The following is a 13739-nucleotide window of genomic DNA, read 5'->3' as shown; positions in this document are numbered from 1 at the left end:
CCGGCGGCTCAGTCCGCGCCGGCCAGCGCGCGGATGAAATCGTCGTGCAGCGGCAGTTTGCCGAACACGCCCAGCTGGGTGCCGCTGAGCACGCGCAGCATGTGCCCGCGCCCGCCCGGCAGGCGGCCCATCGGCTTGAACAGCAGGTCGCGCGCGTGCGCGATCCAGTCGCGCTCGGACTGGAATATCGGCGTCAGCCAGCGGCTCCAGAACTGGTACAGGCGCACGTGTGCCTGGCGCGCGGCCTGGTAGCGCGCCAGCGCGGCGTCGACACCGGCGTCCCCGCGCAGTGCGTCGCGCAGGGCCAGCGCATCGAGCAGCGCCATGTTCACGCCCTGTCCCAGCTGCGGGCTCATCGAATGCGCCGCGTCGCCCGCCAGCACCAGCCGGCCGCGGTACCAGCGCTCCATCACCGCGTCGCGATAGCTGGCGCGCGCCAGCTGCGTGTGCAGGGTGATGCCCTGCAGCCGTTGCCGCGCCTGCGGCCACAGCTGCGCGATCTCGTCGAGCCAGGGCTCCAGTCCGGCGCGCTCCCACGCCTCGAAGCCGTCGCGCGGCAGGCTCCAGAAAAAGCTCAGGCGCGGCACCGCGTCGCCCGGCCGCGTGCCCACCGGCAGCAGGCCGATCATCTTGCGCGCGGCGACGTAGCGCTGGCGCAGCTCGTCGGCGAAAGCCCAGTCGCCGGCCGGCAGCAGGCACCACAGCGCGCCCCACGGATAGACGCGGTCCAGCCGCGTGCCGCGCACCTGCGCGCGCAGGCCGGACGCGGCGCCGTCGGTGGCGATCACCAGATCGAACGGCCCGTGCCAGCGCCCGTGCTGGTCGCGCACCCGCCGCAGGTCGTCGTCGATGGCGACGATGCCGCTGTCCACGTGCAGGGCGTCGCCCGGCTCCCACGCCGCGTCCAGCAGCGAGAACAGCGCGCCGCGCTGCATGCCCACGCCGTGCAGGCGCGCATCCAGGCCGGCGTAGCGCATGTCCATCACCGCGCGGCCGCACGGCGTCTCGCCGTACAGCCGCCGCACCACCGCGCCATGCGCCAGCACCTGCGGCAGCAGCCCCATGCGCCACAGCACCTGCAGCCCGCTGGGCTGCAGCAGGAAGCCCGCGCCCACCGGCCCGGGGCGCGCGGCGCGTTCGAATACCTGCACGCGGTGGCCGTCGCGCGACAGCAGCACGGCCAGCGACTGGCCAGCGGTGCCGTAGCCGACGATGGCGATGTCCAGTGGCTTGCTCATAGCGTTTCCTGCGGATGCGGCCGCGCTGGCCGAGCCATCGCGGGCGGCGCGCGCCATCGCCCGTCGACGCGCCCAACGCTGCGGTCCTGGAGAGGCGACCACCAAAACCCGCCGGGAGCGGTTTTCGACATCGCCTGTCGATGGCCTGAAGGGTTGCCGCCAGGGATGGCGGCAACAAAAAAAACCCCGCCGCAGCGGGGTTCTTTCGGCACGGCCGCGTGGATCACTCGGCCGGCGTGATATTGGAAGCCTGTGCGCCCTTCGGGCCCTGGGTCACGTCATAGCTGACGCGCTGTCCTTCCTGCAGGCTGCGGAAGCCCTTGGAATTGATCGCGGAGAAGTGCGCGAAGACATCGGCGCTGCCGTCCTCCGGTGAGATGAAGCCAAATCCCTTGGCGTCGTTGAACCACTTGACGGTACCGTTCGGCATGGTGATGCGAGACCTTGTTCGATGAATGGATTGATGCACGCTGAATGAAGCGTACTGGCGGAGTATGCAAAGCTTGGGCCGGGATGACAATCACCCCCGGGCCAATCCGCCCACCAGTGCCCCCACCAGCTCGGGCAGCCCCGCCGAGGCGGCGGCGACGTTGTCCAGCACCTCTTCCATCGTGATCTCGGCCGCGTCGCCGCAGCCCGCCGCCCAGTTGGCGACGATGGCCAGGCAGGCGTATTCCAGCCCCAGTTCGCGCGCCAGCCCGGCTTCGGGCATGCCGGTCATGCCGACCAGGTCGCAGCCGTCGCGGCGCATGCGCGCGATCTCGGCGATGGTCTCCAGGCGCGGCCCCTGCGTGGCGCCGTAGCAGCCGCCGTCATGCACGGCGACGCCGCGCGCGCGCGCCGCGGCCAGCACCTGCGCGCGCAGCGACGGCGTGTAGGGATGGCCGAAATCCACGTGCAGCACCTCGCTGCCCTCTTCCTCGCACAGCGTCGAGATCCGGCCCCAGGTGTAGTCGATCAGCTGGTCCGGGCAGGCCAACACGCGCGGACCGAGATCGTCGGTGATACCGCCGACGGTGTTGAGCGCGAGCACGCGGGTGGCGCCCAGTTGCTTGAGCGCAGCCAGATTGGCCCGGTAGTTGACCTTGTGCGGCGGGATCGAATGGCCTTCGCCGTGGCGTGCGAGGAAGGCCACGCGCTGGCCGTCCAGCAGGCCCACGCGCACCGGGCCGGACGGCGCGCCGTAGCGGGTCTGGACGTCATGGGACTGGACGTCGTCCAGCGCGGCCAGCCTGTAGACACCGGTGCCGCCGATCACGGCCAGTTCGATATTGCCCATCGTTGTTTCCTGATCTGTTTTCGCAATCAAGCGCGGCACGGCCTGCCGTTCCGTCATCGTACCGACCAACGGCCATCGGCACCCACCCCATGCCCACCATCTTGCCGGATCGCGGCTGGAGAAGCCCCCCCTGAGTCAGGGGGCGCGCCGAAGGCGCGGGGTATGGCAGGCGAGAGACGGGGCCCATGGTCTGCAATGCAGACCGTGGGGCGACAGCGCGAAGCGATGGCGCGTTCCCCGGAGTCAGGGGGCGCGCCGCAGACGCGGGGTGTGGCAAGCGAGAGACGGGGCCCGCGGCCTGCAATGCTGACCGTGGGGCGACAGCGCGAAGCGATGGCGCGTGCCGGCCGATGGCCGACACGCCTGCTTACTGCTTCATCGCATAGATGGCCGGCAGCGGGCGCAGCGATTCGCTGACGTCCATGCCGAAACCGAACACGAAGCGGTCCGGCAGTTCGATGCCGGCGTAGTCGGCCTGCACGTCAGGCAGGCAGCGGTCGTGCTTCTTGACCGCCAGCACGGCGATGCGCACGTCGGTGGCGCCCTGCTCCAGGCACCACTCGCGCACGCCCTGCAGGGTGAAGCCCTCATCGAGGATGTCGTCCACCAGCAGCACGCGGCGGCCGAACAGCGCCGACACCGGGCGGTGCTTCCAGACCAGTTCGCCGCCGCTCTCGCCGTGGTAGCGCGAGGCCTGCATGTAGTCGAACTGCGCGTCCTGGCCGCGCGCGCCCAGTTCCAGCGCGAGCTGGCCGGCGAACGGCAGCGCGCCGTTCATGATCGACAGGAACACCGGCACCTCGCCCCTGTAGTCGCGCGCGATGGCGTCGGCGATGCCGGCGATGGCCTGGTCGATGGCGGGGCGGTCGACCAGCAGGTCGGCCTGGGCCACGGCTTGTTCGAGAGTGAGTTTGGACATCAGGCGGTTCTTCCGAGAGTTTCGAGCAGACGGGTTTGGGTATCGCCGTGGCGGGCGTCGGCCAGCAGGCCGCCCCAGCCCATGGCGCCGTGGGCGATCAGGCCCAGCAGCGCGGCGGTGTTGAGGCTGCGGCCGGCCACGGCCTGCAGCGATTCTTCGACCAGCTCCGGGTGGCAGACCAGCACCACGTCGCAGCCGGCATCCAGGTGGGCATCGACCCGGGCCTTGACGCCACCGGCGGCGAACGAGGCCGCCATGCCGATGTCGTCGGAGAACACCACGCCGCGGAAGCCCATCTGCTCCCGCAGGATCTGGTTGATCCAGCGCGGCGAGTAGCCGGCCGGTTCCGGCGCGACCTGCGGGTAGACGACGTGGGCCATCATCACCGCATCGGCCCCGGCCTGGATACCGGCGCGGAACGGTAGCAGATCCTGCGTTTCCAGCTCGTGCAGCGGGCGCGGATCGACGGCGGTGTCGACGTGGGTGTCCTCGCGCACCGTGCCGTGGCCGGGGAAGTGCTTGAGCGTGGCGGCCATGCCGGCACCGTGCATGCCGCGCACATAGGCCTGGGCCAGCGCCGCGACGACCTGCGGGTCCTCGGCGAAGGCGCGGTTGCCGATGGCCAGGTTGCCGCGCCCCAGGTCCACCACCGGCGCGAAGCTCAGGTCCAGGCCGCTGGCGCGGATCTCGCTGGCCATCAGCCAGGCGTGCTGCTCGGCCAGCGCCAGCGCGGCGTCCGGATCGGTGGCATGCAGCCGGCCGAAGCCGTCCAGCGGCGGCAGGTCGGTGAAGCCCTCGCGGAAGCGCTGCACGCGCCCGCCTTCCTGGTCCACCGCGAGCAGCAGCGGGCGGGCGGTGGCGGCGCGGATCGCGGCGGTCAGTTCGACCACCTGCGCGCGCGAGGCGAAATTGCGCTTGAACAGCACCACGCCGGCCACGGCGTCATGCTGCAGCCAGTCGCGTTCCTGGGCGGTCAGTTCGGTGCCGGCGACGCCGATCAGAAGCATGTGCGGATTCCCATACAGCCAAGCCGGGCATTGTCGCAGATGGCGGCCATCGCGTCAGAGTTGGCAGCCATCCGGTCCGCAGGCCTGTTCATCCGGGCCGGCGGCGGCCGGGGCCTGTTCGGCCGCGACCTTCTCCAGCACCTGGGCGAACACTTCCGGCGGCTGCGCGCCCTGCACGGCGTAGCGGCCGTTGATGACGAAGGTCGGCACCGACTGGATGCCCAGCGCCTGCGCCTGGCCCAGCCCGGCGCGGACCTCGGCCAGGCCTTCGTCCGAGGCCAGCAGGGCCTCCACGCGCGCGGCCGGGATGCCGCCGGCGGCGGCCGCCTCGGCCAGCACCTGCGGGTCGGCGAGATTGCGGCCGTGCTCGAAGTGCGCGCGGAACAACGCCTCGCCGACCTGCTCCTGCACGCCCTCGCGCCCGGCCAGCCACAGCAGGCGGTGCGCCGGCAGCGTGGTGACACGGACCTGGCCACGGTCGAAATCCATCGGCAGGCCTTCGGCACGGGCGGCGGACTGGGTCTGGGCCAGCATCTGTTCGGTACGCTCGGCGCCGCCGAACTTGGCCGCATAGGCCTGCCGCAGCGGCACCGGCGTGGTGCCGGCATCGGGATCGAGCAGGAACGGATGCCAGCGCACCTCCACCTGCGGCGCCTTGTCGCCCATCAGCGCCAGCGCGCGCTGGAAGCGGTGCTTGCCGATCCAGCACCAGGGGCAGACCACGTCGGACCAGATGTCGATGCGCATGGGGATTCCTTCTTCTCGTGGGGCTCAGGCGCGCTCGGCGGCGCTCCATCGCGTATAGGGGTGCGAGGCCAGCGCGAGGTTGTAGTAGCGCGGCTCGTCGGTCACCTCGGCGCCGGCCCAGTCAGGCCTGTCGAACGGCTGGTCGGCGCTTTCCAGTTCGACCTCGGCCACCACCAGCCCGGCGTTGTCGCCGAGGAACTCGTCCACTTCCCACAGCAGGCCGCCGTGGTTGACCAGGTGGCGGCGCTTGTCGACCAGGCCGCCGACGCACAAGGCCAGCAGTTCGCGCGCCTCGGCCACCGGCACCGGGTAATCGAACTCCTGGCGGGTGTGGCCCAGCTCGCGCGACTTGATGTTCAGGTACGCCGCGTCGCCCTGGATGCGCACGCGCACCGAGGCCTTCTGCGCGCCGCTGTCCATCGCCGCCATGTCGTTGATGTAGCCCTGCGCCATCGGGACGACCGCGTGCGCGGCGGCGCGCCAGCCGTCATGGGTGACCAGGAACTTGCGCTCGATCTCGATGCCCATTCACAACCTCGTTGATGCGGGTCCGCCGCACATGTTGCGCACATTCCTGTGCGCGTATCTCACTGGTGCGAATCCCTCGCAAGGGCAGCGCACATCCATGTGCGCGGATTTCACTTAGTGCGAATCCCTCGCAAGAGCGGTGCGCATCCATGTGCGCGTATCTCATTTCTTTTCGAACACCGCGATGCTTTCCACGTGCGCGGTATGCGGGAACATGTCCATCGCGCCGGCCGACACCAGGGTGAAGCCCTGCTCGTTGACCAGGTAGCCGGCGTCGCGCGCCAGCGAGCCCGGGTGGCAGCTGACGTAGACGATGCGCTTGAACTGCTTGAGCGGCAGCTGCTGCAGCACGTCGATGGCGCCCGAACGCGGCGGGTCGAGCAGCAGCTTGTCGAAGCCCTGCCGCATCCACGGCGCGTTGCGCTGGTCCTGGGTGAGGTCGGCGGCGAAGAACTGCGCGTTGTCCAGGCCGTTGCGCTGCGCGTTCTCCTTCGCCCGCGCCACCAGCCCGGCCTCGCCTTCCACGCCCACCACCTCGCGCACGGTGCACGCCAGCGGCAGGGTGAAGTTGCCCAGGCCGCAGAACAGGTCGAGCACGCGTTCGTCCGGCTGCGCGTCCAGCAGGGCCAGCGCGTGCGCGATCATCTGCTGATTGAGCTTGGCGTTGACCTGGATGAAGTCGAGCGGGCGGAACGCCAGCTCCACGTTCCACTGCGGCAGCGCGAACGACAGCGGCACGCCCTCGGCCGGCCACAGCGGACGCACCGATTCCAGGCCGCCGGGCTGCAGGTAGATGGCGAAGCCATGTTCCTGGCCGAACGCCGTCCACGCCTGCTGGTCGGCGTCGGACAGCGGCTGCAGGTGGCGCACGGTCAGGGCGATGGCGGCATCGCCGCCGATGAACTCGATCTGCGGGATGTCGCGCTTGCCTTCCAGGCCCTCGATGAAGGCCGACAGCGCCGATACCTTGGTGCCGATTTCGGGGATCACGGTCAGGCACTGCGACAGATCGGCGACGAAGCGCGGATCCTGCTCGCGGAACCCCACCAGGGTCTTGTCCTTCTTCTCGACGCGCCGCACCGAGAAGCGGCCCTTGCGCCGGTAGCCCCAGTTATCGCCGACCAGCGGCGGCAGCACCGTGCCCGGGCTGACGTGGCCGATGCGGGTCAGGTTGTCCATCAGCACCTGTTGCTTGGCCACGATCTGCTGGCCTTCCTCCAGGTGCTGCAGCACGCAGCCGGCGCAGACGCCGAAATGCGGGCAGCGCGGCTGCACGCGGTGCGGCGAGGCGGTGAGCACTTCCACCGTCCGCGCTTCGTCGAAGTGGCGGCTCTTGCCGGTCTGCTCGGCCATCACCGTCTCGCCAGGCAGCGCGCCGGCCACGAAGGTCACCTTGCCGCCCTCGCCTTCACGGCGGGCGACGCCGCGGCCGTCGTGGCTGAGGTCGAGGATGTCGGTCTGGAACGGGGTCTTGTCTATGCGGGATCTGGATCGGGCCACGTGGCGGACGGCTGCGGGCAAAAGGGGGCGCCATTGTCGCAGATGCACATCGGCCTGACTTCCGCCGCTTGCGCGGCCACGCCACATCGCCAATCATGCCCCACACGGCTGACATGGAGGCAGCAGATGAATACGCACGCACGGGCGAACCCGCCGCGCCTGTTGCTGGTCGAGGACGACGCGACCAGCCAGGGCTTTTTCCGTACCGCACTGGAAGCGCTGCCGGCCACGGTCGATGTCGCCGCCTCGGTCGCGCAGGCGCTGCAGATGGCCGGCGCGACGCGCCACGACCTGTGGCTGATAGACGCCAATCTTCCCGACGGCACCGGCCAGGAACTGCTGCAGCGCCTGCGCGCGCTGCACGCCGGCGTCCCTGCCCTGGCCCACACCGCGGACAACGGCGCGGGCATGCGCCAGGCGCTGCGCGACGCCGGTTTCGAGCGGTTCCTGGTCAAGCCCATGACCCGCGCCGACCTGTTCGACGCCGTGCGCGGCTGCCTCGGCCGGGGCCGCGGCGCCGAGGCGCCGGCGGCGGGCGAGGAACCGGCCACGCCGGACTGGGACGAGAACGCGGCGCTGAGCGCGCTCAACGGCCAGCAGGCCCATGTCGTCGCGCTGCGCGAACTGTTCCTGTCCGAACTGCCGGTCGCCCGCGATGCCGTCTCGGTGGCGCTGCGGCAGCACGACGACGGCGCGCTGCGCACGCAGTTGCACCGCCTGCAGGCCAGCTGCGGTTTCGTCGGCGCCTCGCGGCTCGGCCGCGCGGTGCGGCAGCTGCACCAGGCGCCGGAATCGGACATGGCCCGGCGCCAGTTCGATGCGGCGGTGAGCGCGCTACTGCATTGAAGCCAGGAACATTGAAGCCAGGAACGAGTGAAGAGGAACGAGGAACGAGAGAGCAACGGCAGTCGGCTTCCCCGCTCTTGCCTTCTCTAGTTCCTCGTTCCTCTTCACTCGTTCCTGGCTTTCAAATCCCCCAGCATCTCCCACGACTTGAGCCCGCGCCCGCCCAGGTGGTGCAGCAGTACCGCGCGCATCTGCGGCCGCAGGCTGGCCAGGTCGGCGGCGTCGGGCATGCGGTCCTCGCCCAGCGCCAGCAGGGCCGCGCCGGTGGCCAGGCCGCGACGTTCGGCGGCGTTGCGCTCGCTGAGCAGGCGCAGCGGCCCTTCCTGCGGGTCCAGCCGGTAGCGCGCCGCCGGGTCGATCGGCTGCCCGTCCGCGGCACTGGTCCAGTCGAAGCCGAACCCCAGCGCGTCGAGCAGGTCGCGTTCGAAGCGGCGCAGCGCCCACGCCAGCCCGTCCGCCTCGGCCAGCCGCCCGCGCACCTGCCCGTAGGCGTGGTGCAGTTCGGGCAAGGGATCATGGCGCGGCGCCAGCCGCAGCACCAGTTCGTTGATGTAGAAGGCGGCCAGCATCGCCTGGCCGTGCAGGCGCGGCGCCGCGTCCTGGCTCTCGGCGCGGCGCAGCTGCGCCAGTTCGCCGGCCATCACCGCGTCCAGGCGGATCGACTGCAGCGGCTGCAGCGCCGCACGCAGGGCCTGCTTCTTCGGCCCGTGCACGCCGCGCGCCAGCAGGCCGATGCGGCCATGCCCGCGCGTCAGCGCTTCGACCAGCAGGCTGGTCTCGCGCCAGGGGCGCGCATGCAGGACGTAGGCGGGTTCGTCGTCGATGCGCATGGGAAAGATGCTCCGCTCGCCTCGTTCGCTTTCCGCGTTCGGCATGTCGTAGGAGCGACTTCAGTCGCAAAGGGGTTTTCCCCTTGACCTGCGCATCCTCGGGAAAGCTTCTTCGCGACTGAAGTCGCTTCTACGGAACCGGTGCGGCCGGCGCTTTATTCGTAACCGAAAGCCTTGAGCGCGGCCTCGTCGTCCGACCAGCCTTCGCGCACGCGCACCCAGGTTTCCAGGAAGACCTTGGCGCCGAACAGGCGTTCCATCTGCAGGCGGGCCTTGGCGCCGATTTCCTTCAGGCGCGCGCCGCCCTTGCCGATCACGATGGCCTTCTGGCCCTCGCGCTCGACCCAGATCACCGCGCCGATGCGCAGCAGGTTGCCGTCCTCGGCGAAGCGCTCGATCTCCACCGTGGTGGCATACGGCAGTTCCTCGCCCAACTGGCGCATCAGCTGCTCGCGCACCAGTTCGCCGGCCAGGAAACGCTGGCTGCGGTCGGTGATCTCGTCCTCGCCGAACATCGGCGGGGCTTCCGGCAGCAGCGTGAGCACGTCGCGCACCAGCGCTTCCAGGCCGTTGCGCTTCTGCGCCGAGATCGGGTGCACGCCGGCGAAGTCGCGGCCTTCGGTGATTTCCTGCAGGAACGGCAGCAGCGCGCCCTTGTCCTTCAGCCGGTCGACCTTGTTGACCACCAGCACCACCGGGATGCCGGCATCGCGCAGCACGTTGAAGGCCAGGGTGTCTTCCTCGTCCCAGCGCCCGGCCTCGATCACCAGCAGGCCGGCGTCCACGCCTTCCAGCGAGCCGCGCGCGGCGCGGTTCATCACCCGGTTCATGGCCCGCTTCTGCTGGCGGTGCAGCCCGGGGGTATCGACCAGCACCAGCTGGCCTTCCGGGAAGGTGGCGATGCCCAGCAGGCGGTGGCGCGTGGTCTGCGGCCGGTTGGAGACGATGCTGACCTTGGCGCCCACCAGGGCGTTGGTCAGGGTCGATTTGCCGACGTTGGGGCGGCCGATGACGGCGACGCTGCCACAGCGGTGGAAGGTGGTGTCGTTCACTTGGAATCCAGTTGCTCGATCGCGGCCGCAGCCGCCTGTTGTTCGGCCAGCCGCCGGGAGCTGCCTTCGCCCTCGGTGGTGAGGTCCGGGTCGGTCAGGCGGCAGCGTACCCGGAAATGCCGGGCATGGTCATCGCCGGTTTCCGATACCAGTTCATAGACCGGCAGGGGTTTCTGCCGCGCCTGCAGCCATTCCTGCAGGCGGGTCTTGGGGTCTTTTTCGGGTTTGCCGACCGGCACCGCGGCCATCGGCGCGTCGAACCAGGGCAGCACCCGCGCGCGGCAGGCCTCGAAACCGGCGTCCAGGTAGATCGCCGCCACCACCGCCTCGAAGGCGTCGGCCAGGATCGAATCGCGGCGGTGGCCGCCGGACTTCATCTCGCCCGGCCCCAGGGTCAGGCGCTCGCCCAGTTCCAGGGCGCGGGCCATGGCGGCCAGCGCGCTTTCGCACACCAGCGACGCCCGCGCCCGGGTCAACGCGCCCTCGTCGGCCTTGGGCCAGCGCGCGAACAGCGCCTCGGCGACAAGCAGGTTGACGATGCTGTCGCCCAGGAACTCCAGGCGCTCGTTGTGCGGCGCGCCCGCGCTGCGATGGGTCAGGGCCTGCCGCAGCAGCCCCGGGTCCCGGAACGGGTGGCCGATGCGGTCACCCCGCGTCACCGTCCTACTCACCGTGCGACGTCAGTTCCTGGGAGTTCTCGAAGCGGCCGACGATGTCGAGGTTGCCGACCAGCGGGCGGCGCACTTCGTAACTCACGTTCATGCGCACGCCGCCGTCGATGCGGTCGAACTTGATGTTCTCGCGCTTGACGCTGTCGGAGTAATTCATGTCCATGCGCTTGAAGAACAGCTCCTGCGCCTTGACCGGATCGGCGCTGCCCGGCTCCTTGGCCAGGGCCTTCATCGAGGTCTTGACCGCATAGAACTCCTGGTACATCGGGAACAGCTTCATGCCGATGTACACGGCGAAACCCGCCACGGCCAACACCATCAGGAACGACGTCAGCGTCATGCCACCTTGCTTGCGATTCATAGCGTTCTCCCCAGGTTGCGCCTACGTTACTGGATGCCCGAGCCGATCCGCGACGGCTCGAAGCCGTCCTTGCAGAACCAGCCGCTGCAGTTGAGCCAGATCAGGAACGCCTTGCCGCGCAGGTTCTGCTCCGGCAGGAAGCCCCAGAAGCGGCCGTCGTCGCTGTTGTCGCGGTTGTCGCCCATCACCAGGTACTGGCCCTGGGGCACTTCCCAGTCGCCCTGCCCGGCCGGATTGGCGCGGCCCAGGTATTCCAGCACGGTGTGGGTGCGGCCCGGCAGCGCCTCGCTGAGCAGGCTGGCGCCGTTCATCTCCGCGCCGCGGCCCTTGCCCACGTATTCGCCCTTGACCTCGTAGGCCAGCGGCTGGCCGTTGATCGACAGGGTGTCGCCATGGAAGCCGATGCGGTCGCCCGGCAGGCCGATGACACGCTTGATGAAGTTCTCGCCGCGCTGCGGGTCGCCCGGCATCTCCGGATGGCCCGGGAACTGGAACACCACCACGTCGCCGCGCTTCGGTTCGCCGGTCGGGATCACCTTGGTGTTGGTGATCGGCAGGCGGATGCCGTAGGCGAACTTGTTGACCAGGATGAAATCGCCGATCAGCAGGTTGGGCATCATCGAGCTGGACGGGATCTTGTACGGCTCGGCGATGAAGCTGCGCAGCACCAGCACCACCGCCAGCACCGGGAAGAAGGCGCGCGAGTAGTCGACGAGCGCCGGCTCCTCGCTGTCCAGCAGGCCGCCCTTGGTCGCGCGGCGCCGGGCCAGGAACAGTTTGTCCAGCAGCAGCACCAGGCCCGAACCCAGGGTCAGCACCACCAGGGCGATTTCAAACCATTTCATTCCAGAATCCTTGAGTGCGGGGGCCAGGGGCCGGAGACCAGAGACCGGGGAAAAGCGAAGGCATTGCTTCTGTTTTCCCCGGCCCCCGGCCTCCGGCCCCTGACCTCTTATTTATTGTCCATCTGCAGCACGGCCAGGAAGGCTTCCTGCGGGATCTCCACGCGACCCACCTGCTTCATGCGCTTCTTGCCTTCCTTCTGCTTCTCCAGCAGCTTCTTCTTGCGCGAAACGTCGCCACCATAGCACTTGGCCAGCACGTTCTTGCGCATGGCCTTGACCGTGGTGCGGGCGATGATCTGGGAGCCGACGGCGGCCTGGATGGCGACGTCGAACATCTGCCGCGGGATCAGGTCCTTCATCTTCTCGCACAGCTCGCGGCCGCGGCGGTCGGCATGGCTGCGGTGCACGATCAGCGACAGGGCATCGACCTTGTCGCCGTTGATCAGCACGTCCACGCGCACGAACGGGCCGGCCTCGAAACGCACGAAGTGGTAGTCCAGCGAGGCGTAGCCGCGGCTGACCGACTTGAGCTTGTCGAAGAAGTCCAGCACCACCTCGGCCATCGGCAGCTCGTAGCTGATCTGCACCTGGCTGCCCAGGTAGTTGATGCCGATCTGGGTGCCGCGCTTTTCCTCGCACAGCTTGATGATGTTGCCGATGTACTCCTCGGGGGTGAGCACGTTGGCGCGGATGATCGGCTCGCGGATCTCCTCGACCTGGTTCACCGGCGGCAGCTTGGCCGGGTTGTCCATCATCACGATGGAGCCGTCGCTCTTGAGCACCTCGTAGACCACCGTCGGCGCGGTGCTGATCAGGTCCAGGTCGTACTCGCGCTCCAGGCGCTCCTGCACGATCTCCATGTGCAGCATGCCGAGGAAGCCGCAGCGGAAGCCGAAGCCCATCGCCTCGGAGCTTTCCGGCTCGAAGCGCAGCGCGGCGTCGTTCAGGCGCAGCTTGTCCAGCGCCTCGCGCAGGTCCGGGTAGTCCTCGGCGTCGACCGGGAACAGGCCGGCGAACACGCGCGGCTGCATTTCCTGGAAACCGGGCAGCGGCGCCGGCGCCGGGTCGGCCGCCAGGGTCAGGGTGTCGCCGACCGGCGCGCCGTGCACGTCCTTGATCGACGCGGTGATCCAGCCCACCTCGCCCGCCGACAGCTTGCCGGTGACCTTGCGCTTGGGCGTGAACACGCCCACCGCGTCGACCTGGTGGTTGCGGCCGGTGGACATGACCAGCAGCTTGTCGCCGGTCTTGACCTCGCCCTGCATCACGCGCACCAGCGAGACCACGCCCAGGTAGTTGTCGAACCAGGAGTCGATGATCAGCGCCTGCAGCTTGTCGGTTTCGCGCGGGGCCGGCGGCGGGATGCGGTGCACGATGGCCTCCAGCACCTCTTCCACGTTCAGGCCGGTCTTGGCCGATACCGGCACCGCGTCGGTGGCGTCGATGCCGATCACCGCCTCGATCTCGGCCTTGGCGCGCTCGGTGTCGGCGGTGGGCAGGTCGATCTTGTTCAGCACCGGCACCACTTCCAGGCCCATCTCGACCGCGGTGTAGCAGTTGGCCACCGACTGGGCTTCCACGCCCTGCGCCGCGTCCACCACCAGCAGCGCGCCCTCGCAGGCGGCCAGCGAGCGGCTGACTTCATAGGAGAAGTCGACGTGGCCGGGGGTGTCGATGAAGTTCAGGTAGTAGGTTTCGCCATTGCGCGCGGTGTACGGCAACGACACCGACTGCGCCTTGATGGTGATGCCACGCTCGCGCTCGATCGGGTTGTTGTCCAGGACCTGCGCTTCCATTTCGCGCGCGGTCAGGCCGCCGCAGATCTGGATGATGCGGTCGGCCAGGGTGGACTTGCCATGGTCGACGTGGGCGATGATGGAGAAATTGCGGATGTTCCGCATCGGATCGGCAGACAT

General features: G+C 69.4%; 15 protein-coding genes. 1 reads left to right on the top strand and 14 read right to left on the bottom strand.

Annotation, left to right across the window (positions count from 1 at the left end):
• Nucleotides 1-8: 8 nt before the first annotated feature.
• The 8 genes from ABTV91_RS08600 to rlmD all read right to left on the bottom strand — a co-directional run bounded on the left by ABTV91_RS08600 (nucleotide 9) and on the right by rlmD (nucleotide 7218).
• On the bottom strand, nucleotides 9-1238 hold the full coding sequence (locus ABTV91_RS08600) for an FAD-dependent oxidoreductase (protein ID WP_433851053.1): 1230 nt from the start codon (nucleotides 1236-1238) through the stop codon (nucleotides 9-11).
• A 223-nt stretch (nucleotides 1239-1461) separates the two neighbouring features.
• Entirely contained in the window at nucleotides 1462-1668 is a 207-nt protein-coding gene (cspE, locus tag ABTV91_RS08595) for a transcription antiterminator/RNA stability regulator CspE (RefSeq protein WP_057506519.1), read from the bottom strand.
• A 90-nt stretch (nucleotides 1669-1758) separates the two neighbouring features.
• A complete protein-coding gene (locus ABTV91_RS08590) occupies nucleotides 1759-2517 on the bottom strand; it encodes an S-methyl-5'-thioinosine phosphorylase (RefSeq protein WP_433851052.1) in 759 nt (252 codons plus the stop codon).
• 367 nt (nucleotides 2518-2884) lie between these two features.
• Complete coding sequence (locus tag ABTV91_RS08585) at nucleotides 2885-3436, bottom strand: hypoxanthine-guanine phosphoribosyltransferase (protein ID WP_433851051.1); 552 nt, start codon at nucleotides 3434-3436, stop codon at nucleotides 2885-2887.
• A complete protein-coding gene (nagZ, locus tag ABTV91_RS08580; protein WP_433851050.1) occupies nucleotides 3436-4443 on the bottom strand; it encodes a beta-N-acetylhexosaminidase in 1008 nt (335 codons plus the stop codon). Before nagZ ends, ABTV91_RS08585 begins: the two co-directional genes overlap by 1 nt.
• Nucleotides 4444-4497: 54 nt before the next feature.
• The gene (locus ABTV91_RS08575; RefSeq protein WP_433851049.1) at nucleotides 4498-5190 is read right to left on the bottom strand and encodes a DsbA family oxidoreductase; all 693 of its coding nucleotides are present in this window, start codon (nucleotides 5188-5190) and stop codon (nucleotides 4498-4500) included.
• A gap of 24 nt (nucleotides 5191-5214) precedes the next feature.
• A complete protein-coding gene (locus ABTV91_RS08570) occupies nucleotides 5215-5718 on the bottom strand; it encodes a CYTH domain-containing protein (RefSeq protein ID WP_433851048.1) in 504 nt (167 codons plus the stop codon).
• 162 nt (nucleotides 5719-5880) lie between these two features.
• Entirely contained in the window at nucleotides 5881-7218 is a 1338-nt protein-coding gene (gene rlmD, locus ABTV91_RS08565; RefSeq protein ID WP_433851047.1) for a 23S rRNA (uracil(1939)-C(5))-methyltransferase RlmD, read from the bottom strand.
• A gap of 126 nt (nucleotides 7219-7344) precedes the next feature.
• Between rlmD and ABTV91_RS08560 the strand changes: the two genes are divergently transcribed.
• Nucleotides 7345-8064 (top strand): Hpt domain-containing response regulator, encoded by a 720-nt coding sequence (locus ABTV91_RS08560; RefSeq protein ID WP_433851046.1) that lies wholly within the window; start codon nucleotides 7345-7347, stop codon nucleotides 8062-8064.
• 104 nt (nucleotides 8065-8168) lie between these two features.
• On the opposite strand, the gene recO is transcribed toward ABTV91_RS08560, so the two are convergent.
• The 6 genes from recO to lepA form a co-directional block, all read right to left on the bottom strand.
• Nucleotides 8169-8894 carry a DNA repair protein RecO gene (gene recO, locus ABTV91_RS08555; RefSeq protein WP_433851045.1) on the bottom strand — a complete coding sequence of 242 codons (726 nt, stop codon included), beginning with the start codon at nucleotides 8892-8894 and terminating at the stop codon, nucleotides 8169-8171.
• Nucleotides 8895-9049: 155 nt separating this feature from the next.
• On the bottom strand, nucleotides 9050-9946 hold the full coding sequence (gene era / locus ABTV91_RS08550) for a GTPase Era (RefSeq protein ID WP_433851044.1): 897 nt from the start codon (nucleotides 9944-9946) through the stop codon (nucleotides 9050-9052).
• Complete coding sequence (gene rnc / locus ABTV91_RS08545; protein WP_433851043.1) at nucleotides 9943-10617, bottom strand: ribonuclease III; 675 nt, start codon at nucleotides 10615-10617, stop codon at nucleotides 9943-9945. Before rnc ends, era begins: the two co-directional genes overlap by 4 nt.
• Nucleotides 10610-10978, bottom strand: a complete 369-nt coding sequence (locus tag ABTV91_RS08540) for a DUF4845 domain-containing protein (RefSeq protein WP_153192527.1) — start codon at nucleotides 10976-10978, stop codon at nucleotides 10610-10612. Before ABTV91_RS08540 ends, rnc begins: the two co-directional genes overlap by 8 nt.
• 26 nt (nucleotides 10979-11004) lie before the next feature.
• Entirely contained in the window at nucleotides 11005-11823 is an 819-nt protein-coding gene (lepB, locus tag ABTV91_RS08535; protein WP_433851042.1) for a signal peptidase I, read from the bottom strand.
• 107 nt (nucleotides 11824-11930) lie between these two features.
• Nucleotides 11931-13724: a translation elongation factor 4 gene (gene lepA / locus ABTV91_RS08530; protein ID WP_433854154.1), complete on the bottom strand. Its 1794-nt coding sequence runs from the start codon at nucleotides 13722-13724 to the stop codon at nucleotides 11931-11933.
• Nucleotides 13725-13739: the final 15 nt, after the last annotated feature.

It is taken from the genome of Stenotrophomonas nitritireducens (assembly GCF_050984405.1).
Classification (GTDB): domain Bacteria; phylum Pseudomonadota; class Gammaproteobacteria; order Xanthomonadales; family Xanthomonadaceae; genus Stenotrophomonas; species Stenotrophomonas nitritireducens_B.
Note: the sequence above shows the minus strand (reverse complement) of the source record. Positions and strands in the feature narration are given on the sequence as shown.